A 23651-nucleotide genomic window follows, 5' to 3' on the forward strand; every position below is an offset into this window, starting at 1 on the left:
CGGGTCGGGCCAGGCCAGCAGCGGGCCGCAGGGTTCGCCGTCGGCGTCCAGCGGGACGCCGGTCTCGGCCATCCCGGTGACGCCGACGGCCGCCGGGGCCCGCCCGGCCAGCGCCTCGGCCAGCGCGTCCAGCGCGCCGTCCACCAGCCGCCCGGCGTCGAACTCCCCCAGCGGCGTGGGGCGTTCGGCGCGGCCCAGGACCCGGCCGGCCGGGTCGCACAGCACGGCCTTGGTCGTGGTGGTGCCGAGGTCCAGGCCCGCGAAGCACACCGCCGGCGCGTTCACCCCTTGATCCCCCCGCCCAGGTTGAAGCCGCGCGCCATCCGGCGGGAGACCACCACGTAGAGCAGCACCGCCGGCAGCGAGTACAGCACCGAGAACGCCGCGAGCTGGCCGTAGGCGACGGTGCCGTACTGCCCGAAGAAGGTGTAGAGGCCGACGGCCGCCGGCTCCTTCTCCGGGGACTGGAGCAGCACGAACGGGATGAGGAAGTTGCCCCAGGCGCCGATGAAGGTGAAGACCGCCACCACCGCCATGCCCGGCGCCATCAGCGGCAGCACGACGCGGCGGAGCGCGGTGAACGAGGAGGCGCCGTCGGTCCAGGCGGCCTCCTCCAGGCTGACCGGGACGCCGTCCATGAAGCCCTTGGTGAGCCAGATCGAGAACGGCAGCGTCGCGGTGGCCAGGAACAGCGCGGTGGCGGGCAGCGAGTCGACCAGTTCCAGCCGCACGAACATCTCGTAGACCGGGACCATGATCGCGGTGATCGGCAGGCCGGTGGCGAAGAGCAGCGTGTAGAGGAACGGCCGCTTGAACCGCAGCCGGTGCCGGGAGAGCGGATAGGCCGCCAGCACCGCCACCACCATGTTGACGACGGCGGCGCCGCCACACAGCAGCAGGCTGTTGACGATGGGCCGGATGCTGGTCTCCCAGTCCAGCACGGCCTCGAAGTTGCCGGCCGTCCAGTCGGGCAGCCGCGCGTCGGGCCCGGCGTCGGCGTCCACCGAGGCCAGCAGCAGCCAGGCGAACGGGGCGGCGAAGCAGAGCGCCACGCCCAGCAGCACCAGGTGGACGAGGAAGGAGCTGGTGCGGCGGCGGGGCGAGGCGACGGAGAGGCCGCCGGAACGAACGAGGGCCATCAGTCGACCTCCGGCTTCAGGACGCGCAGATAGAGCAGGGAGAACAGGCCGCCGATCGCGAGCAGCACCAGCGCGATCGCGGTGCCCTGCCCGAGCTGGAAGAACCGGAACGCCTGCTGGTACATGTACAGCGGCACGGTCTCGGTGGCGCCGGACGGGCCGCCGCCGGTGAGGACGAAGATCAGCGTGAAGACGGCGAGGGTCTGGAGGGTGACCACCATCAGGTTGGTGAGCATGGCCCGCCGGATCAGCGGCAGGGTGACGAAGACCAGCCGCCGCCAGCCGTCGGCGCCGTCGGTGGCCGCCGCGTCCTCGATCTCCTGTGGGATCTCGTCGAGGGCGGCCGTGTAGACCATCCAGGAGAACGCGGTGCCGCGCCAGATGTTCGCCAACACCACGGTCAGCATGGGGTGTTCGACGAGCCAGTCGGGGCTCGGCAGGTGGAGCCCGGTGAGCACGGCGTCGAGGCTGCCGTCGGCGGTGAAGAAGGCGTAGAGGGTGAAGCCGGCGACGATCTCCGGCAGCACCCAGGCGCCGACGAGCAGCACGCCGATGACGTTCCGCAGCCAGCGGGCCCGGCCGCGCAGCAGCAGCGCCAGGGTCAGGCCGAGCCCGTTCTGGCCGACGATGCCGGAGGCGACGGCGAAGATCACGGTGGCCCAGATCGCCCAGGCGAAGCGGTCGTCGCCGAAGAGGCGGGTGAAGTTCCGCAGGCCGACGAAGTTGGCGTCGCGGGCCGTCGGCCCGGTCAGCGCGGCGTCGGTGAACGCGGCGTAGACCGACCACAGCACCGGGCCGAGGAAGAAGACGGCCAGCAGCAGCGCGGCCGGCAGCAGCGGCACGAGCCGCCCTGCGGAACGGCGGTAACGGGCCCCGCCCGCCGGGGACTTGGGCGCCTCGGCGTCGAGGCGCGGCCGGACCGGTGGCGTGGTGCTCATGACCGCCTCACCCGGTCCTCGCCCAGGTCGGAGCGGAGCCCGGCCGCGTACTCCTCGGCGGCGTCGGCCGGGTCGGTGCCGGTGAGCACCGCCTCCATGGCGATCTGCGCCCAGCCACTGGCCTGGAGGTAGTCGACCACGGTCGGCCGGAACGCGGTGTCCTGGAGCAGGTCGGTGAAGAACCGGTTGGTGGGCAGGGCATCCAGGTAGGCGGGGTCAGCGGCGACGTCGTGCCGGACCGCGAGCTGGGCGTTCTCCACGGCGAACTCCAGGGCGTTGTCCCGGTCGGCGGCCCGGGTGACGAAGTCGAAGGCGGCGTCGGGCTGTTGGCTGTGCGCGCTGACCGACAGCATCCAGCCGCCGGAGAGGCTGATCCGGCCGGGCGCCTGCCCGTGCTGGGTGGGCATGGCGGCGACGCCCAGGTGTTCGGTCCACTCGGGCCAGGGCGAACCGCCGCCGGGCAGCCAGTTCTTGGGCGTCCAGGAGCCCTCGCCGATGGCGATGCCGACGCGGCCCTGCGGCAGCAGCTCGGAGCTGAGGAGGTTGCCGAAGTTCGGGTTGTACGCCTCGCCCTCGCTGGGGCCGAGCCCCTCGGCGAAGACGGTGTCGACGAAGCCCAGGCTGTCCCTCAGCCCGGGGGTGTCGCCGGCGAACAGGTCGTCCTCAGGGTCGTAGAAGCCGTCGTCGGTGCCGTAGAGCAGCATCAACAGGCCCTGCATGGTGGTGGTTTCGCCGAGCGACTTGGTGGCGTAGACGTTGATCGGGATGACCTCGTCGGACGTTCCCTCGCGGTCCGCCGTGGCGTTCTCGATGGCGCGGCCGGCCTCGACGATGTCGTCCCAGTCGCGGGGTTGCCAGTCGGTGGGCAGCCCGGCCTCGGCGAAGAGCCGCTTGTCGTAGAAGACGGCCCGCACGTCGGTGCCGGTCAGCACGCCGTAGGTGTGGCCGTCGGCGGCGCGGGTGGCCTGGCGGGCGGTGTCGTCGAACTGCTCCCAGTCCGGCCAGTCGGCCAACTCCTCGTCGATGGGCCGCAGATAGCCGGCCTGGGCGTCGGCGTTGGTCATCACGGTGTCCTGGAAGACCACGTCGGGCGCGCTGGCGGCGGACCGCTGCATCAGCTCGATCTTGGTGGCGAAGTTGCCGCGCTGGTCGGGCACGGGGATCAGCTCGACCTCGCGGCCCGGGTGGGCCTGCTCGTACTCCTGGGCGGTGCGCCGCATCTGACGGTGCAGGATGTCGTCCTCGCCCCAGAAGGGGTAGGCGACCTTGAGCGCGTCGCCGTCGCCCGAGGGCCCGGCGCAGCCGGTGGCGACGGCCAGCAGCAGGCCGAGGCCGAGCAGCGCCGCGCGGGGGCGGGTGCGGGGGGTGGTCATGGGAGTGCTCCCTGAGCGGGATCCCGCGAAGGGATCAACGCGGGGGTGTCGTGGCGGTGCGGGTCGTGCGCGGACGGCAGGGGCCGGGGTGCGGGCGGGTCCTCGCGTGCGAGGTGGGCCAGCCAGGCCGCGCGGTCGGCGCCGTGGTCGACGCCGGTGAGCAGGGTCAGGCGGGTGTGGGCCTGGGCGGCCAACAGGGCGCGGTTGTCGGCCAGATAGGCGACAAGCGTCCGGTGGCCGCGTGGGCTGCCGCAGGCGGCGAGCGCCCGGGCGATGGCCAGCTCCAGCAGGGCGCGGCGCTCCTGGAGGTCGTCGGGTTCGACGCCTCCGGTGCGCCACTGGCCGTGCAGGGCGGGCCGGTCGCGGAGCGCGGTCAGGGCGGGGACGGCGGCCGGGTCGCCGAGCCGCTCGGCCCCGGCGCAGACGGCGTCCACCCAGCTGAACGGGGCGGCGGCCGGGTCACGGAAGGCCGCCTCCTCGGCGTCGAGGAGCGCGGCGACGCGCTCCCACAGCGGGATCGCCCTCGGGTCGCGGGCGAGGGCCAGGGTGTGCAGCAGATAGCAGGGGTCGGGCATCGCGGACTGGTCCGGCGGGAGTTGGGCCTCTCGGATCGCGGAGGTGCGCGGCGGCAGCGCGGGCCCGGCGAGGGTCTCGGTCAGCTCGGCCACCAGGACGTCGGCGCCGGCGCGTTGGCCGTGCAGCACGAGCAGCTGCGCCAGCACGGTGCGGAGTTGGCCGGTGGCCCGGTCGAGGGCGGCCGTCAACGCCTCGGTGGTCGCGGGGCGTTGGTCGAGCGCGAGATGGACGAACGGGATGACGCCCCGGAACACCTCGCGCCGCCCCATGTCGGAGTAGGAGTGCAGCGGCAGCCGCCGGCCCAGCTCCTCGACCAGCGCCGGCGTGGGCGGGACCCGGGGCGCGGGCCGCCGGGCCGGCAGCCGGCCGCGCCGTTCCAACTCCGCCTGGAGCGCGGCGACATCGAGCCGGTGCGGGGGAACGTCCCCGGCGGCGCAGCGGGCGGCGGCGAGGCCGGTGACCTCGCCCAGGTTCTCCAGGTCGGCCTGCATCCGCAGCGCGGGCAGCGCGTCGTGGGTGGCCGAGATCGCCTTGCCGGTGACCAGCAGCCCGGTGACGTTCCTCGGCAACAGGGCGCGGTAGGGGACGTCGATCTCCAGGTTGGGCGGGATCAGGCCGAGTTGGGGCCAGAGGGCCTCGCCCTTGCCCTTCAGGTCGTGGTTGGAGAAGTGCACGGTGACGGCGTCGGGCCAGCGGCGCCCGATGAGTTGGTCGGTGAGGGTGAGCGTGACCTGGCCCGCCAGGTGCCGGGTCTCCCTGGCCACCGGCAGCGCCGCGTGGTCGTGCGCCCCGGGGGCGCGGCGGCGGGCGGCCAGCACGGCGCGGGTGGTGTCCTGGACGTCGGTGTGGTCGGCCAGCCCGCCGAAGCTGTTGACGGTGCTCGACGGGGTGTCGAAGCGGGCCAGGGCCGACCACATCACGGTGTGGGTGTCGGCCGCGCCGTAGGCGCAGGGCGCGCCGGCCCAGGCCGCGAGGTCGGCGTCCCCGGTGGCGTCCACCACGACGCGGGCGCGGACGGCGAACGTGTGCCCCTCGGCGTCGGCGAACACCGCGCCCACGACCCGGTCGCCGTCCTTGATGACGTCGAACGCCTGTGCCTCGTAGTGGAGTTGAACGCCGGCGCGGCGTAGGGCGCGGTGCAGGGCGAGGGACTTGGCCTCGATGTTCCAGCGGCCGACGCCGCCGTGGCGCAGCCCGAGGGCGCGGTGGGTCTCGCGGGTCAGCCGTTGGATCTCGGCGGCGTGGCCGGCGCGGCGGCCGAACCAGTAGCTGTGCACCCCGCCGTGCGTTCCGGTGCCGCCGGGCCCCGGGCCCGCCTCGACCAGCACGGTCTCGGCGCCGGCCCGGGCCGCCCCGAGCGCGGCCGAGGCCCCGCTGGTCCCGCCCCCGACGACGAGTACGTCGGTCCTGAGGGTGCGGGCGACGGACGGGCAGGCCGGGGCCGCCGGGGGCGGGGAAGGGTGGGCGGGTGGGAGAGAGCCCACCGACCACAGTTCCCCGGCATCAACGAGGTCGTCCCCGTCCACGGCAGCCGCCCCACCCCCCAACTCCCAGACGCCGTCCTCCCGTTGCGCCCACGCGGGGACCGCGCCCCCGGCCAGCGGCACCGTCCCCACCGCGCCCACCTCGGCCCCGGCGAAGCCGGGATGCTCCCGCAGCGGCCGCGTCGCCTCCACCAGAGCCGCCCGCCGGTTCCCCTCCGCCACGTTCACCAGCGCATACACATGCCCCGGCCCCCGGCACCCGTCCACCAGCCGCACGCCGCCCGGGCCCGCGAGCCCGTGCGTCCCGGAAAGCCCAGCGGCAGCGCCCCCCACCCCGGTGAACTCGACGCTCCACACCCGCCCCTCGCGCGGCCCGCGCCCCGCGTTCAGCAGCCCGCCGCACCGCACCACGCCCCGCCCGGACTTGCCAGCGAACACCGCACCGTCCAGCGTGGTGCCCAACCACCGCACGCCATACAGCAGTTGTCCGCCGGCGGACAGCACCGCGTCCTCCAGGGCCAGCTTCACCGCCGCCGGCCGCAGCGGCACCGGCGTGCCGGCCGGCACGTGATCCCCGACCAGCCCGGCCAGCGGCTCGGGCACCGAACCCGCCGTCACCCAGGGCCGGTTGGCGGCGGTCAGCTCGGCGCCCAGGGCGAAGCCGGGGTCGGTGAGCAGCACCCGCCGGCCCGCCCTGGCCTGGGCGACGGCGGCGGCGACGCCGGCCAGCGAGCCGCCGACCACCGCCACGTCCGCCTCGCCCCACACCGGCAGCGCCTCGTTCATGCCGCCGCTCCCTTCGCCTCGTCGGCGAACTCCGGGAGGCTCAGGGCCACTTCGCAGGCGTAGAGCAGCAGGCCCACCGTCCAGGCGTGGGAGAGGGTGAGGACCATGCCCTTCGCCTGGAAGCAGTCCGTCTGGTAGAAGCGCTCGGTGACCATGCCCCGGTAGGCGTTGAAGTCGCCGTCGGCGCGGGCGACGAACTGGCGGCAGGCGTCGAGGTTCTCCCGCGCGGAGCGCAGCAGCGCCGGGTCGTCGAGGTGGCGGGCCAGCCGGACCCACTCCGGGAGGCAGACCAGGCCGAAGGCGTGCAGGTGCTGGTTGGAGGGCGACGCCTGGTCCAGGCCCCGGGTGCGGAAGCCGTACCGGGCGAGCACGGTGTGCGGGTCGAAGCGCACGTCGTAGGAGTAGCGGAAGGTCAGCGTCCACTCGGCGGCCCGTCGCGCCAACTCCAGCCAGCGGCCGTCCCGTTGACCTTGTTCGGCGTTGTCCGGGATGCCGGCCTCGTGGAGCAGCGTGTAGGCGATGACCGCGTTGTAGCCGTCCTCGGAGGTCGGGGCGAGGGAGACGTCCTCGGGCGCACCGCACAGGAACTCGCCGTGGACGTCCGCCGCGTAGGCGGCGCCGGCGCGGCGGGCGACGGCCAGCAGGTCGGGTTCGTCGAACGCCTCGGCCGCCTCGACGAGCGGCGCGATCCAGGCCAGGCCGGCGCTGCCCCGGTGCGAGAGGGCGGCGCCGGTGTCGGTGTGGTGGGCGGCGGCCAGCCGGCCGCTGGCGGGGTCGGCGCCGGCGGCGGCGACCGCGAGGTTGGCGCGGACCGCGCGTTCCCACGCGGGGTGGTCGTGGCCCAGGGCGCGCTCGGCGAGCAGGGCGCGCAGCAGGAAGAGGGTGGCGTCGCCCAGGGTGCGGGAGTGCAGCCGCTGCCGGTCGCCGGTCCAGCCGGCGCCCCAGCCGCCGCTCTCGGTCCACTGGCCCCAGAACGTGCCGGCGGGCGTGCGGTGTTGGGCGATGTGGTCGAGCACGGCCACGGCCGCCGCCGCCTGTTCGGCGTCGCCGACGCGGCGGGCGTGGACGAGCAGCGCGTGGGCGTAGGGGGTGCCGCTGATCCAGGAGACGTGCATGGCCTGCCGGTCGCCGGCCGCGCCGAGCGCCTCCCGGTCGAAGGCGGCGGTCTCCAGCAGCACCGGCGGGTCGGCGCGATAGTGCCAGCGGTGCAGCCCGTGGGCGGTCAGCTCGGCCGCCTCGGCCAGGCCGACCCAGGCGGCCGGCTCGGCCGGGCCCTCCCAGGCGGCGGCGTCGGCCAGCTCGCGGAGCACGGGCGCGTAGGCGTGCGGGTCGGCGTCCAGCAGGTGAACGGTGAACGCCACCGTCCGCTCCTCCCCCGGCGCCCAGCGGTGGAGCGGGGTGTCGGGCGGCAGCGGGGTGGCGGAGCCGTAGTAGGAGACGGGCTCCTCGCGGTAGGGGGCGTGCAGCCGCAGCGCCGGCCTGCCGCCCTCCACCAGCGCCAACCCGACGCCCTGCGGGCCGAGTTGGCCGACCTCGGCGCAGGCGAGTGCGGCGCCGCCGCTCGGGTCGCGGGCGAAGACGGCGGGGGTGGCGCAGCGGTCGGCGCGCAGCGACCAGGCGTCGGCGACCATGCCCTCGGGGTCGTGGGTGCCGGCCTGGTAGCGGGGGTAGGGGCGGGCGCAGTCGGGCAGCCGGTTCTGGCCGTAGAACGCGCCGGGGATCAGCCAGCCGGGGTCGTCGGTGGGGCCGAGCCGCAGCTCGACGCGGAGGCCGGCGTCGGCCGGGGTCGGCGCTTCGCGGCGGACGGTCAGCTCGGCGCGGCGGCCGGTGGCGCCGGTGGCCAGCCGCAGCCGGGCGGTGAACCCGTGGGCGGAGCCTTCGAGTTGGAGCCCGCCGTTGGGCAGGTCGCGGCGCCGCTCGACGGGGACGGGCAGGCAGCGGCCGTCCTCGACCATCAGGCCCACCAGCCAGGGGAGCACGGCCTCGCCGGCGGCCGGGTCGCGCAGCGCGAGGCCGGGGCCGGTCGGGTCGGCGGGGTCGGCGGGGTCGGTGACGGTGGCGGGGTCAGGCGAGGCGGCGGGCACGAACGTTCCACCCTTCCAGTCGTAGGCAGCGGCCGGCCTCGGGGGCGGCGCGCCACTCCAGGGGCACCCGAACGGACTCGCCGGGCAGCAGATCGATCAGGTTGTCGCCGAGCACGGCCCAGCCGGCGGCGTCGGCCGGCCGGTCGTCGGCCAGCCACAGGCCGAGCGCGGCCGGCCCGCCGGCGTGCGCCAGCCGCACGGCGTCGCCGGTCGGCTCGGCGGTGACGTCGGCCGGCGGAACGTCCAGCAGCGGGGCCAGGTCGGCGGTCGCACTGTGCGTCCAGCGGGCGGTGGCCAACGGGCGGCCCTCCGCGTCGAGCAGCGCGAGGTCCAGCAGGAACAGCGGCTCGCCGCCAAGTTCCGCCAGGGGAACGGAGATCCGCCCGGCGGGCGCGGCCGGCACCGTGCTGGCGGGGCCGGCGGCGGGGCGGCCCGCCGGGTGGCGGACCTCGGCGACCGCCGTTCCGTCCAGGGTCAGGACGCGGGCGCGGACGGTGGCGCCGGAGGTGGCGCCGTCCCGTTCCCAGGACCACAGCTCTGCCTCGAAGCGTTCGCGGCCGGCCCATGCCTGGGTGGCGAACCGGGCGCACACATGCGCGTCCCGGTAGGCCCGACGCACCGCGTAGTAGGCCGACTTGGGCTCGCCGAGGTGGTCCACGGCGCTGGTGCACCAGGCGTTGGGGAACGGCTCGTCGAACTGCCAGGGCAGCGTTCCCGAACTCCTCGGCGCGCGACGGAGGTTGGCCTCGACGGCATAGCGCAGCCCGTCGTGCTGGAGCTGCCGGCTGGCGCGCCGCACGGTGTCAGGGTCGGCGGGCCGGCCGCCGAACGCGGCCAGCACCAGCGGGGTGTTGTTCCACCAGGCGCCGAGGTGTTCCATCAGCGGGTTGTCGCGGCCGGTGGGCCACTGCCGGTCGGCGGGCACCACCGCGTTCCAGGCGCGGCGGTTGGCCATGCCCTCCACGCCGAACTCGCTGTGCAGCAGGCAGGTTCCGGCGTCGTAGAGCCGCTGCTGTGCGCCGAGTCCCTGGTGTTCCCACGGGCCGTGCACATCGTGTTGGGCGTCGGGGTCGGCCTCGATCAGGTCGAGCCGGTTGAGGAACGCGCGGCCGGCCGGCGATCCCGGCAACCACACGCGGTCCGGGTCGCGTTGCCGCACCACGGCGGCGAGCGTGGCGACGGCGGGCGAGGTGGACTCGTCCAGCGGGGTGGCCGTCACGGTGTGGTGGAGTTCGTTGCCCGGGCCCCACAGGGCGAGCGACGGGTGGTGGCGCAGCGCGGGCACGATGGCGTGCGCCTCGCGCTCCAACAGGGCCAGATAGGCGGGGTCGTGAGAAGGCACGCTGTCGATGCCGGAGCTGGAGAGGCTGAACTCCTGCCAGACCAGCAGGCCCAGTTCGTCGCAGCGCCGGTAGAACTCCTCGCTCTCCAGCAGCCCTCCGCCCCACACGCGGAGCAGGTTGACGCCGGCGTCGGCGGCGAGTTGGAGGAGGTGCGCCAGCTTCTCGGGGCGCGGCACGCCGTAACGGGCGTCCAGCGGAACCCAGTTCCAGCCCTTGGCATAGACGCGGCGGCCGTTGACCTCCAGCGTGTAGGGCACGGCGCCGTCCGGCGCGCCCGGGTTGGCGACCATCCGCACCCGCCGGAACCCGGTGGTGACGCTGCGCTGGCCCAGGGGTTCGCCGTCGACGCCGGTGAGGGTGGTGCGGACGGTGTAGAGGGGTTGGGGGCCGAGGCCGTTGACGGTCCAGAGTCGCGGGTCGGGGACGTTGAGGGGGACGGTGGTCGGCCGGTCGGCCCCGGCGCTTGTCACGGGGGCTTCGCGCGTGGCCGCCAACCTGCCGTCGGGGTCGAGGAGTTCGACGGTCAGCCGGCCGGTGGCGGGTCGCCGTGGATGTCCACCCGCCCACCGGTGCCTCACCTCGACGGTGACCTCGCCGGTCGCCTCCGCCGCGACGGACACCTCGCCCAGCGCCAGCGGGCCCTCCACCCGCAGGGTGACCGGCTTCCAGATGCCCTGGTGCGGCATCCGGGGGCAGAAGTCCCAGCCGTAGTCCATCCGCGCCTTGTGGACGGTGACCCGGTCGGTGCGGCCGACCTGCGGCTCGTTGGCCGGCGCGGGGTGGACGGCGACCGCCAGCAGGTGGCGGTCGCCGTCGGCCAGCCAGTGCGTGACATCGACCTCGAAGGGCACGAACATCCCGCTGTGGCCGGCCACCTCCTCGCCGTCGACCAGCACCGTCGCGTCGTGGTCCACCCCGTCGAAGCGGAGCAACGCCCGTTCACCCGCCGCCAGTTGAACGCCCGTCAGCGGGAGCCGGTAGAGCCAGGTCCGCTGCGGGACCCACTCGGCGGCCAGGCTCTGGTCCGCCACGAACGGGTCGGCGACCAGCCCGGCGCGGTGCGCGTCGTCGAGCACCGCGCCGGGCACCCGGGCCGGCAGCCAGCCCGGCTCGTCCGTGGGACGGCCGGGCCCGGCGAGCCAGCGCCAGGTGTCGCCGAGGCAGGGCCTGACCTGCCAGCCCTCGGTCAGCGGGCGGGTGGAACGGGTCACGCCTGGCCGGGCCTCTCCAGCAGGTCGGTCTCGACGACCGGCCGCTGGCCGTCGCGCGGCACCCGGAAGGTCTTGATCTCGCTCGGCCCGAACTCGGCCTCGATCACGCGACCCGCGAGCATCGGCAGCGCGATGACCGCCCGGCTGGCGCGACCGGCGGACTCCACCGCGCGCACCACCAGGTCGCCGGTGCCGTCCTCGTCCTCCTTGACGACGGTGACCAGCACGCCGCCGGCGCCGTCGTCGGCGTGCGCGGCGCGCTGCGCCAGCGGGCCGGCGTGGAAGGACTCCAGCAGGGAGAACGCCGGCTGGTTCAGCTCGGCGGCCCGGCGCACCGGGTCGGCGGCGCGCCAGTCGCCGCCGTGCGGGATCAGCAGCGAACGGAACTCCTGAATGCCCTGGTCGAGGTACTCGTAGGAGCCGTCCGGGTCGAGCTGCCGCGGCTCGTGCCAGGCGTAGGCGGGGCTGCGCAGCGCGGTCATGCCGATCTCGCCGTCGACCACGTCGTGGCCGTGCTTGCTGTCGTTGGCGACGGTCAGCCCGGCGCGCCGGCCGTCGGGCAGGGTGCCGGTGACGTCCACCCACGCCTGGGTGGGCTCCTCGGCGCCGTCGGGCACGCGCTCCAGGTGGCCGTAGGGGATCTCGTGGGTCGCGGTGACCTCGGAGAGCGCCGTCGGGAAGCGGAGCTTGAGCGCCTTGAGCTGCTCCTGCCAGTTGACGCGGGTGCGGACCTCGACCTGGGCGGAGCCGGCGGACAGCACCAGCTCCTCGTCGAGGGTGGAGTTCCCGTAGCGGCTCTCGATCCGCAACACCGCGCGCACCGGGCCCTGTTCGACGAGGAACACGCGGCGGCACTCGAAGTGCCCGGCGACCCGGTCGTAGGCGCGGACCCGGTGGCCCCAGGTGTCGGAGGAGTCGTTGATCACCACGGCGTGCGCGCCGGGGCGCTCGGGCAGCAGCTCCGCGCCGGTGTCCTTGTCGTAGAGGGACGACAGCCAGCCGGTGGCCGGGTCGACGACCAGCCGCAGGTGCTCGTTCTCCAGGCTGGTGTCGGTGGCCTTGACGGCGCCCTCGACGCCGGCCCCGGGGTTGCCGCCGGGCAGCAGGTGGTAGACGCGGTGGCCCATCGGCGGGACCTGGGCGCGGAACGCCAGCCGGCCCCGGTTGCCGGCCATGATGGACTCGGAGCGGGTCAGCTGGACGGGCACCTCGGCGCCGGTGTCGTCGGTGAGGCGGGAGACGGCGGCCCGCGCGTGCTCGAACTCGACGTCGGCGCGCAGCTCCCACGGGTGCGGGTTGAACACGACGAGCGGCTCGGTGCCGTCCCGCTGCGGGATGTCGATGCGGCGGGCGACGGCCTGGACGGCGTTGTTGAACGTCTCGGCGGCCAGCGAACGGGCCCGGCCGTAGTCGTCGCGGGCGTCGTCGTAGGCGGAGCGGATGGCGGTGCCGGCGAGGATGTCGTGGAACTGGTTGAACAGCACCAGCTTCCACGCCTCGGCGAACTCCCAGTGCGGGTAGGGCTGTTCGGCGACGACGGAGGCGATGGTCGCCCACTTCTCGGCGCGTTGCAGCTCGTTCTCGGCGCGCCGGTTCCACGCCTTGATGCCGGAGTGCGCGGAGTAGCAGCCGGGGCCGTGGTGTTGGAGTTCCCCGACGTGGACCGGTATGTCCTCGCGGTCCCTGATCGTCTCGTAGAACGCCTCGGGGTGGCTGAGCTGGAGCCTGGGCAGGCCGCCGAGTTCGTCGAGGCGGCGGATGCTGTCGAGGTTGGCCTTGGTGGGGCCGCCGCCGTGGTTGCCGACGCCGTAGAAGACCATCAGCTCGGGCTCGTCGTCGGGCATGAGGCCGATGGCCTTGTCGAGGTGGTGCCCGATGTCGGCGCCGGGCGCGCAGTACTCGTTGGGCAGCCGGTAGGCCAGCACCCGGGAGCCGTCGGGCGACTCCCAGTGGAAGAACTGCCCGGGCAGGGACTGTTCGTGCGGCCCAGGACGCAGGAAGAGGTAGCTGTCCAGGCCGGCCTTGCGCAGCAGCTGCGGCAGCATCGCGTTGTGCCCGAACGGGTCGAGGTTGCTGCCGGCGGTGGCGATCCGGCCGAACTTCTCCAGCAGGTAGCGCTGCCCGTAGAGGGCCTGGCGGACGAAGGACTCGCCGGAGGGGACGTTGCAGTCGGGCTCGACCCACCAGCCGCCGATGATCCGGAACCGGCCCTCGGCGACGCGGCGGCGGATGGTCTCGAACAGCTCCGGGTCGTGGCGCTCGATCCACTCCAGGTACATCACGGAGTCACAGGTGAACACGAAGTCGGGGTACTCCTCCATGCGGTCGACGGCCGACTGGAAGGTGGCGCGGATCTCCTGGAGTCCCTCGGGCCAGCGCCACAGCCAGACGGCGTCGATGTGGGCGTTGCCGACGAGGTGCAGGGTGCGCTGCCGGGAGCCGGGCTTGTCGGCCCTGCCGGGCTCGGGGGTGGCGGGGCTGGTGCTCATCAGGTGTGGTTCTCCAACTGCTGCGGCTCGTGGTCGGTGGTCTTGGCCCAGGCGTCCACCTGCTCGCTGAGCAGGTGGAGCAGCGTCAGGTGCATCTCCTGAACGCGGGCGGTGGCCGTCTCGGGGACGATCAGCGCGTGGTCGGCATGGTCGGCGGCGGGCCGGCCGCCCTCGGTGCCGCCGCCGAAGAGCACGGTGACGGCGCCGGCGGCACGGGCGGCGGCCAGGCCCCGCACCACGTTGGTCGACCGTCCCGAGGTGGTGAACCCGATGACCATGTCACCAGGTCGAGCGAGGGCCCGCACCTGACGCGCGAAGACCTCGTCGAAGGAGTAGTCGTTGCCGACGCAGGAGATCACCGAGGGGTCGGTGACCAGCGAGACGGCGGCGAGGGGGCGGCGTTCCCGCAGGTAGCGGCCGATCAGCTCGCCCGCGAGGTGCTGGGCGTCGGCGGCGCTGCCGCCGTTGCCGAAGGTGTAGAGCCGCCCGTCGCCGGCGTAGACGTCGATCAGTCGGTTGGCGACGGTCATCAACTCGGGCAGCAGTGCCCGGGTGCGTTCGGCGGTGGCCAGATGGTCGGCGAGCTGGTGCTCGGGCGGGACGGACATGGATCTCCAACGGAGTTCTTCTTACGGATGGTCTGTGGTGCCGGGGTGGCCTGGCCGGCCCGGCTCAGGGCGGGGTGGCCCGGCCGGCCCTGCCGGCCGCGGCCGGCCGGTGCAACCTCTCGAACGCGATGGCCGCCGCGCCCAGGACGCCCGCCTGGTCGCCGCCGGTGGCGGTGATCAGGCGGACGGCCGACGCGGCCGGCCCCATCGCCTGCGCGGCGACCCGCTCGCGCAGCGGCGCCATCAGCAGCTCACCCGCGCGGGTGACGCCGCCGCCGAGCACGACCAGCTCGGGCTCGAACGCGTTGACCAGCGACGTCAGCCCGCCGGCCAGGATCTCGACGGTCTCGTCCCAGACCTCGACCGCCACCGGGTCCCCGGCCCGCGCCTCGGCCGAGACGTCGGCCGCCGTCAGCGGCTCCCGCCCGGCCAGGGCGGTCTCCCGGCCCGCCGCCGTCGCCGAGGCGACGGCGGCGACGGCCCGTTCGGCGATCGACGTGCCGGAGGCGTACGCCTCCAGGCACCCGATCCGGCCGCAGCTGTGGCAGCGGCGCGCGTCGGCGGCGCGGACGGTGACATGACCAGGCTCGCCGCCGTTGCCGGCGGCGCCCCGATAGGTGCGGCCGTCGATGACGAGGCCGCCGCCGATGCCGGTGGAGACCGTGAGGTAGATCAGGTCGCGGCTGCCCCGGCCCACGCCGAAGCGCCACTCGCCGGCGGCGCCGGCCGTGCCGTCGTTGTCCAGCACGGCGGGCAACCCGAAGGCGTCGGCGGCCCGTTGGACCACCGGCACGTTCGTCCAGCCCGGCAGGTGCGGTGGTGCCAGCAGCACACCGGTGGTGGCGTCCAGCGGGCCGCCACAGCCGATGCCCGTGCCCAGCAGCCGCCCGGCGTCGACCCCGGCCGTGCCCAGCACGGCGTGGCCGAGGTCGAACAGCCGCTTGAGCACGGCGTCGGGCCCGTCCTGGACACCGGTGGGGCACCGGGCGAACGAGAGCGTCTCGCCGTCCGGGCCGACGACGCCAGCCGCCAGCTTGGTGCCTCCGATGTCGAGCGCGAGGACCGGCCCGACGGCCTCGTGGTGGTGCGTCATCAACCCTTCCGTCCTGTTGTCGCGATGCCCGAGGTGAACTGCCGCTGGCAGATGAGGAAGACGACGATCATCGGCACGGTGACGACCACGCTCGCGGCGCAGACGATCTCCCACCGCAGCTCGCCGCCCTCGCCGAACTGGTCGAGTACGGCCTTCAGTCCGCGCGGCACGGTGAAGAGGTCCGGGTCCCGCAGATAGATCAGCGGCCGGATGAGGTCGGTCCAGGCGGCCTGCACCTCGAAGACGAACGTGACCACCAGCGCGGGCCGGCACAGCGGCACCGCGATCCGGTAGAACATCGTCCAGTAGTTGGCGCCGTCGATCCGCGCCGCGTCGAAGAGTTCGCGCGGCAGCCCGAGGAAGAACTGGCGCAGCAGGAAGATGTAGAACGCGGAGCCGAAGAGGTTCGGCGCCCACAGCGGGACCTGGCTGCTGGCCAGGTGGAGCGAGTTCCACACCAGGTACTGCGGCACCATCAGCACCACGGCCGGCAGCATCATCGTCGCGATGACCAGGCCGAAGAGCAGGTTGCGCCCGGGGAAGCGGAAGTAGGCGAAGCCGAAGGCGACCAGCGCGCTGGAGATCGTCACGGCGACGGCGGCCGCCAGGGTGACGGTGACGCTGTTGAGCACCCAGGTGCCCAGCGGGACCGCCGTCCAGATCTCGCGGTAGTTCTCGAACTGCCAGTCCGAGGGCAGCAGCGAGTTGTCGAAGACCGACTCGGACGGCTTGAGCGAGGCGCTGATCAGCCAGAAGAACGGGTAGACGAAGATCACGGTGGCGCCCAGCAGGGCCAGCAGGCGCAGCGTGCGCGCGATCGGCCCCGAGGTGCGGCGGCTGGCGGCGACGGTGTCGCGTTCGGCGACTGTTCTGCTCATCGGGCTTCCCCCTCGTAGTAGACGAAGCGCTTGCTGAGCCTGGCCTGGACGAGGGTGATGACGAGGATCACCAGGAACAGCAGCCAGGAGAGCGCGGAGGCATAGCCCATGTGCATGAACTGGAACGCCTGTTGGAACAGGTAGACGACATAGAACAGCGCCGCGTCGCTGCTGTAGGTCTGGGTGTTGGCGGTGCCGTAGAAGGCGGTGTACGCCTCGGTGAACGTCTGGAGCGAGGCGATGGTGTTGACGATCAGCGTGAAGAACAGGGCGCCGGATATCTGCGGCAGCGTCACGTTGACGAACGAGGTCCACCGGCCCGCGCCGTCGAGTTCGGACGCCTCGTACAGCTCCTGCGGCACGTTCTTCAGCGCGGCGAGGTAGATCACCACGGTGCCGCCGAGCGCCCACAGCGTGGTGAGCACCAGGCCCGGCTTGACCCAGCTGCCGTCCGTGGTCCAGCTGGGTCCGGTGATGCCGACGAACTCCAACGCCCGGTTGATCACGCCGACGTTGCCGTTGAACAGCAGCAGGAAGAGGATGCCGACGGCGACCGATGGCGTCATCACCGGCAGGTAGAAGACGGTGCGGAAGAAGCCGGAGCCCCGGGTGACGCGGAGCAGCAGCATGGCCAGCGCGAGGGCGAGCGCCATCGACAGCGGCACCCGCAGGGCGGTGAACACCAGCGTGTTCATCATGGAGGTGGCCACGGACGGGTCGTCGAAGAGCTGGCGGTAGTTGTCGAAGCCGACGTTCTTCGTCGGGCCGATGCCGTCGTAGTTGGTGAACGACAGCACGAAGCTGGCGATCATCGGTCCGGCCGTCAGCAGCGCGAAGCCGACCAGCCAGGGGAGGATGAACAGGTAGGCGGCGCGGGTGTCCCGGTTGCGCCAGGAGGCCATCCAGCGGCGGGTCCTGGCCCGCCGGCCGGTGCCGGCGAGGGTCGCGGGGTCGCTCATGGCCCGGCTCACTCCTCTCCCTGGTTGGCGATGTCCAGGGCGGTCTGGGCGAGGTCCTGCGCCTGGCGCAGCGCCTCCTCGGGCTCCTGGTCCCCGGAGAGCACCCGGTTGACGGCGGACTGCCACGCCTTGCGGAACTCGGTCCCGGCGGCGTTGGCCGGCACGGAGAACGAGTCGTCCTGCACCGCGTACAGCTGGCGGGTCGCCTCGTCGAAGGCGTCGTTGCCGGTGGGCTCCCAGATCTCGTTCTCGATGATCCGGTCGGCCTCCCGGTTGCCGGTGTAGTCGCCGGTGTAGGGGGCGCCGGTCGCGCGGACCTCCTCGGCCTTGGCGCGGGCCGCCTCGACCCAGCTCTCGGCCGAGGTCATGGTGGCAATGAACTGGCACGCCTCATCAATGTGCGGGCTGCCCTTGGGGATGGCCCAACTCAGCCCGGAGACATAGTTGATGGGCTCGCCCTCGCGGTCGAGGAACGGCTGGGTGCCCAGGTCCACGTCGGGCGAGGTGCCCGCGAGGACGTTCACGTACCAGTCCTCCATGGGGTAGGCGCCGACCTGGTCCCTGGCGATCTGGTTGTTGGCGCCGAACTGGTCGAAGGAGTCGCGCAGCGCCTTGAAGCGTCCCCAGCCGCCCTGGGCGTCGATGAGCGAGACCGCGTACTCAAGGGCCTCGACGACCTCGGGGCTGTCGAGCCGGGCGGTGCGGCCGTCCTCGCTGATGAGCTGGCCGCCGTTGGCCTCCACCCAGAGCGGGAAGAACTCGGGGATCTTGGGGTCGAATCCGATCCTGGTCAGCCGCGCGCCGTCCCGGGTCTGGAGGCTCTCGGCGAAGTCCATCAGGCCGGCCCAGTCGGAGGTGTCCACCGTGTCGGAGCCGGTGGCCTCGGCGACCACCTCGCGGTTGACCAGGAGCACGCGGTTGTCGTACGAGTCGGGCAGCCCGTAGAGGGTGCCGTCCAGCGTGGCCTCGTCGATGGCGCCGGGGCGGTACTCGTCGAGGTCGATGCCCTGCTGGTCGACGCACTCGGTCAGCGGCATCAGGGCGCCGCGCGCCGCGTAGCCGCCGATCAGCGCGCGGTCCATGCGGACCACGGACGGCGGGTCGTCGGCGGCGACGGCCGAGAGGAACTGCTGCTCGTCGAACTGGCCCTCGTTGACCTGGACATCGAGCGGTGCGACGGCCTCCGTGGCGCGCTCCAGGCGGACGGTGCCGAGCGCGTCGCCGGCGCCGAAGCCCATGGTGACGAACGTGTCGGAGTCGTCGGCGAAGCTGATCCCGCCGCAGGCGGCGAGGGTCAGCAGCCCGGTGCTCGCGGCGGCGAGGCTGGCGCTTCGTCGGAAGCGCCTTCGTGGTGGTGCCGCCATGGTCACTCTCCCTTGAGCCGGTGGCGGATGGACGGTGATGAACGTGGACGGACGCGATGGACAGGGGGACAGAGGACGGAGACAGGGAAGCGTTCGGGGCGCGAGCGTGGCTCGGCGGATGCGTGAAATGGCAGCTCAGACGGGCTTACTTGGCCCGTTCCACGCGCTGTTCCGCATATGGCATCGTTCCCATGTGAGAACGTAGTCATATGCGGTGCGGGCCGTCAATAGCCGGTGCGAAATAAGGTGTTCCGGCCGCGCACACGCCGTCGACGGCCCGCGCTACACGGCTCTGACCTGCGGCTTCGTTCGACGGCCCGGACCTGGGCGCGGATGGGCACGCCAACGGCGGGAGTCGCGCCAGGCGCCGTCGGCCGGGGCAGCGAACTCCCGTATGAGAAAGGGGGGTTATCGGGTCAGGGGCGGGCCGTTGAGCCCCTCAGCACCAGGGTCGGGTCCAGGGTGCGGGTCGCGGTCCGCTCGGTGCCGCCCGCGATCCGTTCCAGCAGCAGCTCGGCGGCCCGGCTGCCCATCTCGTAGACGGGCTGCCGCACCGCCGTCAGGCCGGGCTCCACCACCCGCATCCAGGTCAGGTCGTCGAAGGAGACCATCGAGTAGCGGCCCGGCACCTCGGCGCCGCGCCGCTTGAACTCCTGCCACACCGCCTCCGCCATCACGTTGTTGGCGGCGAAGACGGCGGTGACGTCCGGGTTGGCGTCCAGGAAGGCCGCCACGTCCCGCTGCGGATCGTCCGGGCGCAGGCCCAGGTTGAGCACCAGCCGGCGGGACAGCGGGACGCCGGCCTCGCGGTGCGCGGCGCGGTAGCCCTTGAGCCGGTTCTTGCCGGTGTCCCACATCGTCTCGTCGACCACGACGGCGATCCTGCGGTGCCCGAGCTGGAGCAGGTGCTCCACGGCGGCCCGGGCGCCGGCCTCGCTGTCGATGGTGACCGCGTCACAACTCCGCGCCCCCGAACGGCGGTCCACCTCCACCACCGGCGTGCCGTGCTCCACCAGCAGCTCGGTGGCCTCGCGCCCGGTGGGCGCCAGCAGCACGCCGTCGGCGCGCATCGCCAGGAACGCGCGGGCGGCGCGCGCCGCGTGCTCCGACTCGCCGTGGTCGTCGACCAGCACCACCTGGTGCCCGGCCGCCGCCACCGTCTGCTCGACGCCGGCGGCGAGTTGGGCGTAGAACTGGTTGCGCAGGTCGGAGACGAGCAGCCCGATCAGGCCGCTGGCCTGCCCCTTGAGGGTGCGGGCCGAGATGTCGGGGACATAGCCGAGCCGGGCGGCGGCCTCCAGCACCCGCGCCTTGAGGTCCTCGGCGACATAGCCGTGGCCGGCCAGCGCGCGGGAGGCGGTGGACTGGGAGGTGCCGACCTCCTCCGCGACCTGCCGCAGCGTGACCCGGGTCCGCCGGCGGCGCCCGTTTCCCGGCGAACTCACGGCCTCGCCCCCTCCCCCGGCCGCGCCGTCTCCCGCACCGGCTGCCGGGCACGCTCGGCGCGCCGGGTGCGGGCGCGCCAGCGGGCCCACTGGGCGCGCAGCGCCGCGTAGTCGGCATCGGTCAACGGCTCGCCGGTGCGGTCCACATGGGTGCTCAGATAGAGCGCGGGCACGCCCAACTCGTCCTTGATCGCGGTGTATTCGCGCCACTGCGCCAGGTCGGGCGCGCACCAGTCGTCGGTGTCGACGGGGAGGTCGGGGCAGGCCGCGCGGACCACGGCGGCCCGGTAGCGCATCTGCGGGACGATGCGGGCGTCGGGCTCGGGGTCGTCCAGCCGCAGCATGTCGTTCAGCCGGATCATGTCGGTCACCTCGGCGAACGCCGGATGCGGGGTGTGGGTCACCACCAGCGCGTCCTTCCTGGCCTCCTTCGCCGCCCCGTGGATCAGGGCGAGTTGATCGTACAGCAGGGCCATCCCCCAGCCCGGGCCGTGGGCGGTCAGGCCGTGTCCGGTCGGGGTGTCGGCGGTGAAGTCGATCTTCAGCCCGTCCGCGTCGAGCCCCTCGGGCGACAGCATCCGGTGGATGTTCTCCCGCAGCAGCGCCGCCGCGCCCGGGTGGCTCGGGTCCAGCACCACGGGCCGGCCTTCGGGCGTGCGCACGCAGAACGCGTCGGGCGCGCCCTCGTTGGCCCAGGCCCGCCACCACAGCAGCACGCGTTGGCCGGCGGCGTGGCGTTGGGCGATCCAGCCCTTCAGGTCGGGCCAGCGCTCCTCGTCCGGCTCCCAACGGGCATACTGCCGCTGCCACTTGTCGTCGATCACCACGGTGCCCGGGTCGAGGCCCTGCTCGGCGAGGGCGGCCAGGTGGCGGTCGTACTCGGCGCGGGTGGACAGCTCGGGCGCGGGCCGGCCGGTCTCGGCGGCCCGGTGGCCCTGGGCGCCCCAGCCGCAGAACATCGGCTCGAACCACCAGGCGGGCGCCTCCCGTTCACGCCCCTGTTCGCGCTCCCCCGCCGGCCTGCGCGCCGGCGCGAAGCCGCGCGCCTCCAGCCAGGCGCGGTGCGCGGCGAGCGCGGCATAGGGGTCCCGGTGGCCGGGGCTGAGCTGGAGGGTCGGGGTGCGGAAGACGCCGGCGACCTCGGTGTGTCCCTCGTAGGCGAGGACCAGGTGCCAGCCGCCGTCGGCCGGAACGTAGCGCATCTGAGGGAACGTCAGCTCGCGCACCGGCGCGCCGAGGCCGACGCCCAACCAGGGCCGCTCGACCGGGGTTTCGGGCGCCGCGTCGTCCGGCAGCCGGTCCTCGGTGAACGCCAGGCAGAGCGGCGAGGGCGTGAAGAACCAGTGCCCGCGCCCCGCGCCCGAGCCGCCCGTCACGCCGAGCGCGGCGCTCTCCCCCGGGGCGCGCAGCAGCCGGGCGGGCGCCCCCGGGTTGGGCGTGAACAGGGTGCCCCAGGCGTGGCCGCTGGGCAGCAGCCCGCCGACCCTGCCGCCCAGCGCGGCCCTGGTGACGGCCAACGCGACCTCGTCCAGCCGGCCCTCGCCCTCGACCTCCCAGGTCAGCTCGGGCCCCTCGGGCGCGCAGACGATCCGGGTCGCGGCCCGCCGCCAGGCGGTGGAGCGGCGCCGCACGACCACCACCGGGTCCTCGCCCGCCCACTCGGGCTCGGCGACCTCCAACGCCAGGGTCTCGTCCCGGACGTCGGTCCGGTCCAGCGCGCCGGCCAGCTCCAACACCATCGGGTGCGCGCCGAGTTGGGGACCGGCCAGCGCGGCGTTCCGCCCGTCGGCGGCCACCGTCAGCCGGTAGCCCGGCCGCACGACCTCGACCCGCCCGTCCGGCAACCGGCGGACGGCCGTCGCCGTGGCGGCGCCGGCGCCCGTTCCCCCCGCGCTCATCGGACGCTCACCAGGGCCTCGGCCTGCTGCCCGAGGCGCAGCGCGCCCACGGTCAGATCGGCCGCCAGCCGCAGCCGCTCGGCGCGCGGCGCGCCGGCCGGCACGCGCACGGCGAACTCCACGCTCGCCTCGCGCCCCGGCGGCACGGCGGAACGGACGACGGACGGCTCGGCGTGCCAGCCGGCGGGCAGGATCAGGCGCACCTCGGCGGCCTCCTCGTGCGGGAACGGGTTGCGGATCTCGACCGTGTAGCGGATGGTCTCGCCCGGGCGGGCGACATGGCGGTAGGGGCCGATCCTGGCGGCGAACCCCTCGGCGCCCAGGTCCAGTTCGGCCGGCAGCAACTCCCGGTGCAGCCGGGCCAGTTGCCGCCCCTTCTCCAGCAGCATGTCCAGATAGGCGTCGCTGACCTCGAACGGGAACCAGTGCCCGCTGATCATCAACTCCGGCCGCAGCGCCCGGTACAGCTCGGCGCTGCGCGTGTAGTCGTCGATCCGGAAGCGGTTGCGGTACTGGTAGTTGAGGATCTCCGGGCGCAACCCCGGCTCCCACTCGGTGGTCTGCTGGTCGCCGGTGGCGATCACCTTCCGCCCGTCCACGGTGAACGCGTAGGCGGCGGCGTAGAGGGTGTGCCCCGGCAGGTCGTGGACGCCGATCTCGTACTCGCGCCAGCGGACGCTCCCGTTCACCGGCAGCTCGCGGTCCACCGGGATCGGGTCGTACCACAGGCACGGCAGGTCGAAGCGGCGCGGCGCGGCCAGCACGGGGGCGATGTGGGACGGGGACCAGACCTCGGTGCCGTGCACCTCGCGCAGCAGGTTGAACCCGGCCACATGGTCGTCGTGGTAGTGGGTCGGCAACGCCACCTCAACCCGGTCGATCCCGTGGTCGCGGCGCAGCGCGGTGATCGACTCCAGCAGCGGGCGGCGCGCCGACCGGTCCTGGCCGCCCGGCAGTCCCGTGGTCAGGTCGTAGCCGAAGTCCAGCAGCAGCGCGGTGCCCGAATCGGACAGCAGGGCATAGGAGTTGGCCATGCTGGTGGTGTTGCGCAGCAGGTGCGGGGTGATCTCGGTCCACGGCCGGTAGAGCATCCGCTCCGGGTCGAACGGGGTGCGCCGGTTCATCTGGAGCAGCTCGGTCAGCTTCCCGCGCAGCCGCGCCACGGCCGTGGGCGGGTCGGTGACCGGGGCGCCGTGCGAGGGCAACAGCGACTCGGCGCCGGTGTCCAGCAGTCTCATGGTGGAGAGGATGGTGGCGGCCACGCCCTCCTTGCCGTGGTTCTCGTGGCTGCCGGTGTAGGCCCACTGGGTCGCGGCCAGCGACCAGACCCGGCCCTCGCCGTGGATCAGGTCGCCGACGAACGCCAGCCGCCGCCCGCCGGCCGTCACCAGATAGCCGACGGAGCCCGGGGTGTGGCCGGGCAACGGCAGGGTGTGGATCTCGGCGTGGCCGTAGCGGCGGGTGCGGTACTCGTCGACGGTGCCGGTCACCGGGACCTGCTCCAGCAGCGAGAAGCGGTCCTGCCGGACGTCGTAGTCGTTGTCGAAGCGCCGCGTCCGCCAGTGCTCGTCGACCTCGGCGATCAACTCCCGTTCCACCGGCGGCACCCACACCCTGATCCCGGCGGCCACCGCCCGGGCCAGGCCCTGCACCTGGTCCCGGTGGTGGTGGGTGACCAGCACGTCCGTGACCTCGTCCACGTCGAAGTCGGCGAGGTGGTCCAGCACCGCGCCGTACCCGAAGTCGATCAACACCGCGCGGCGGTCGTGCCGGAGCAGATAGACGTTGCAGGTGTCCTCGAAGCGGAAGACATCCGGGGCGAGGGGCGTGGGGGCGGCCGACGCGGCCGGGTTGACGTGCACGGAAGTCCCTTCTGGGGCCTGTGGGAACGATCCCAGGTGGGAACGATGTCATCCGCGCGGCGAGTCCGTCAACAAGGCGCTGCGCGGCGCCCGGAGGCGCCAGGGGGCCGCGCGGGCGCCC

The 23651-nt window shown here is 73.9% G+C and carries 15 protein-coding genes and 1 pseudogene; all 16 read right to left on the bottom strand.

Features of this window, described 5'->3' with window-relative positions:
- Positions 1-285 (bottom strand): annotated as a pseudogene (locus EBN88_RS17010) (hypothetical protein); the annotation flags it as partial.
- On the bottom strand, positions 282-1139 hold the full coding sequence (locus EBN88_RS17015) for a carbohydrate ABC transporter permease (RefSeq protein WP_122184743.1): 858 nt from the start codon (positions 1137-1139) through the stop codon (positions 282-284). The pseudogene EBN88_RS17010 and the gene EBN88_RS17015, both read right to left, overlap by 4 nt.
- Positions 1139-2077 carry a carbohydrate ABC transporter permease gene (locus tag EBN88_RS17020; RefSeq protein WP_122184744.1) on the bottom strand — a complete coding sequence of 313 codons (939 nt, stop codon included), beginning with the start codon at positions 2075-2077 and terminating at the stop codon, positions 1139-1141. Before EBN88_RS17020 ends, EBN88_RS17015 begins: the two co-directional genes overlap by 1 nt.
- Complete coding sequence (locus EBN88_RS17025) at positions 2074-3450, bottom strand: extracellular solute-binding protein (RefSeq protein WP_122184745.1); 1377 nt, start codon at positions 3448-3450, stop codon at positions 2074-2076. The genes EBN88_RS17020 and EBN88_RS17025 overlap by 4 nt, the downstream gene beginning before the upstream one ends.
- Positions 3447-6296, bottom strand: a complete 2850-nt coding sequence (locus tag EBN88_RS17030) for an FAD-dependent oxidoreductase (protein ID WP_122184746.1) — start codon at positions 6294-6296, stop codon at positions 3447-3449. The genes EBN88_RS17025 and EBN88_RS17030 overlap by 4 nt, the downstream gene beginning before the upstream one ends.
- Positions 6293-8380: a hypothetical protein gene (locus tag EBN88_RS17035; protein WP_122184747.1), complete on the bottom strand. Its 2088-nt coding sequence runs from the start codon at positions 8378-8380 to the stop codon at positions 6293-6295. Before EBN88_RS17035 ends, EBN88_RS17030 begins: the two co-directional genes overlap by 4 nt.
- A complete protein-coding gene (locus EBN88_RS17040; RefSeq protein WP_122184748.1) occupies positions 8361-10934 on the bottom strand; it encodes a glycoside hydrolase family 2 protein in 2574 nt (857 codons plus the stop codon). The genes EBN88_RS17035 and EBN88_RS17040 overlap by 20 nt, the downstream gene beginning before the upstream one ends.
- Positions 10931-13423: an alpha-mannosidase gene (locus EBN88_RS17045; RefSeq protein ID WP_122184749.1), complete on the bottom strand. Its 2493-nt coding sequence runs from the start codon at positions 13421-13423 to the stop codon at positions 10931-10933. The genes EBN88_RS17040 and EBN88_RS17045 overlap by 4 nt, the downstream gene beginning before the upstream one ends.
- On the bottom strand, positions 13423-14031 hold the full coding sequence (locus tag EBN88_RS17050; protein ID WP_122184750.1) for a D-sedoheptulose-7-phosphate isomerase: 609 nt from the start codon (positions 14029-14031) through the stop codon (positions 13423-13425). The genes EBN88_RS17045 and EBN88_RS17050 overlap by 1 nt, the downstream gene beginning before the upstream one ends.
- A 64-nt stretch (positions 14032-14095) precedes the next feature.
- On the bottom strand, positions 14096-15124 hold the full coding sequence (locus EBN88_RS17055; protein WP_122184751.1) for an ROK family protein: 1029 nt from the start codon (positions 15122-15124) through the stop codon (positions 14096-14098).
- Entirely contained in the window at positions 15124-16002 is an 879-nt protein-coding gene (locus tag EBN88_RS17060; RefSeq protein WP_122184752.1) for a carbohydrate ABC transporter permease, read from the bottom strand. Before EBN88_RS17060 ends, EBN88_RS17055 begins: the two co-directional genes overlap by 1 nt.
- Positions 15999-16961 (bottom strand): carbohydrate ABC transporter permease, encoded by a 963-nt coding sequence (locus EBN88_RS17065; RefSeq protein WP_199742397.1) that lies wholly within the window; start codon positions 16959-16961, stop codon positions 15999-16001. Before EBN88_RS17065 ends, EBN88_RS17060 begins: the two co-directional genes overlap by 4 nt.
- An 8-nt stretch (positions 16962-16969) precedes the next feature.
- Positions 16970-18325, bottom strand: coding sequence for an extracellular solute-binding protein (locus tag EBN88_RS17070; protein ID WP_122184753.1), 1356 nt, complete (start codon positions 18323-18325; stop codon positions 16970-16972).
- Between the two features lie 416 nt (positions 18326-18741).
- Positions 18742-19770 carry a LacI family DNA-binding transcriptional regulator gene (locus tag EBN88_RS17075; protein WP_233580744.1) on the bottom strand — a complete coding sequence of 343 codons (1029 nt, stop codon included), beginning with the start codon at positions 19768-19770 and terminating at the stop codon, positions 18742-18744.
- Entirely contained in the window at positions 19767-21668 is a 1902-nt protein-coding gene (locus EBN88_RS17080; RefSeq protein WP_122184755.1) for an alpha-amylase family protein, read from the bottom strand. The genes EBN88_RS17075 and EBN88_RS17080 overlap by 4 nt, the downstream gene beginning before the upstream one ends.
- Positions 21665-23530 carry an MBL fold metallo-hydrolase gene (locus tag EBN88_RS17085; protein ID WP_199742398.1) on the bottom strand — a complete coding sequence of 622 codons (1866 nt, stop codon included), beginning with the start codon at positions 23528-23530 and terminating at the stop codon, positions 21665-21667. The genes EBN88_RS17080 and EBN88_RS17085 overlap by 4 nt, the downstream gene beginning before the upstream one ends.
- Positions 23531-23651 lie beyond the last annotated feature (121 nt).

This window comes from Streptomyces triticirhizae (assembly GCF_003696235.1).
Taxonomy (GTDB): Bacteria; Actinomycetota; Actinomycetes; order Streptomycetales; family Streptomycetaceae; genus Streptomyces; species Streptomyces triticirhizae.

Excerpts from the sequence above, each read along its gene's own strand:
- EBN88_RS17070 (WP_122184753.1), bottom strand. The coding sequence starts at position 18,325 with ATGGCGGCACCACCACGAAGGCGCTTCCGACGAAGCGCCAGCCTCGCC.
- EBN88_RS17060 (WP_122184752.1), bottom strand. The coding sequence starts at position 16,002 with ATGAGCAGAACAGTCGCCGAACGCGACACCGTCGCCGCCAGCCGCCGC.
- EBN88_RS17045 (WP_122184749.1), bottom strand. The coding sequence starts at position 13,423 with ATGAGCACCAGCCCCGCCACCCCCGAGCCCGGCAGGGCCGACAAGCCC.
- EBN88_RS17080 (WP_122184755.1), bottom strand. The coding sequence starts at position 21,668 with ATGAGCGCGGGGGGAACGGGCGCCGGCGCCGCCACGGCGACGGCCGTC.
- EBN88_RS17065 (WP_199742397.1), bottom strand. The coding sequence starts at position 16,961 with ATGAGCGACCCCGCGACCCTCGCCGGCACCGGCCGGCGGGCCAGGACC.
- EBN88_RS17020 (WP_122184744.1), bottom strand. The coding sequence starts at position 2,077 with ATGAGCACCACGCCACCGGTCCGGCCGCGCCTCGACGCCGAGGCGCCC.
- EBN88_RS17050 (WP_122184750.1), bottom strand. The coding sequence starts at position 14,031 with ATGTCCGTCCCGCCCGAGCACCAGCTCGCCGACCATCTGGCCACCGCC.
- EBN88_RS17015 (WP_122184743.1), bottom strand. The coding sequence starts at position 1,139 with ATGGCCCTCGTTCGTTCCGGCGGCCTCTCCGTCGCCTCGCCCCGCCGC.
- EBN88_RS17025 (WP_122184745.1), bottom strand. The coding sequence starts at position 3,450 with ATGACCACCCCCCGCACCCGCCCCCGCGCGGCGCTGCTCGGCCTCGGC.
- EBN88_RS17030 (WP_122184746.1), bottom strand. The coding sequence starts at position 6,296 with ATGAACGAGGCGCTGCCGGTGTGGGGCGAGGCGGACGTGGCGGTGGTC.
- EBN88_RS17055 (WP_122184751.1), bottom strand. The coding sequence starts at position 15,124 with ATGACGCACCACCACGAGGCCGTCGGGCCGGTCCTCGCGCTCGACATC.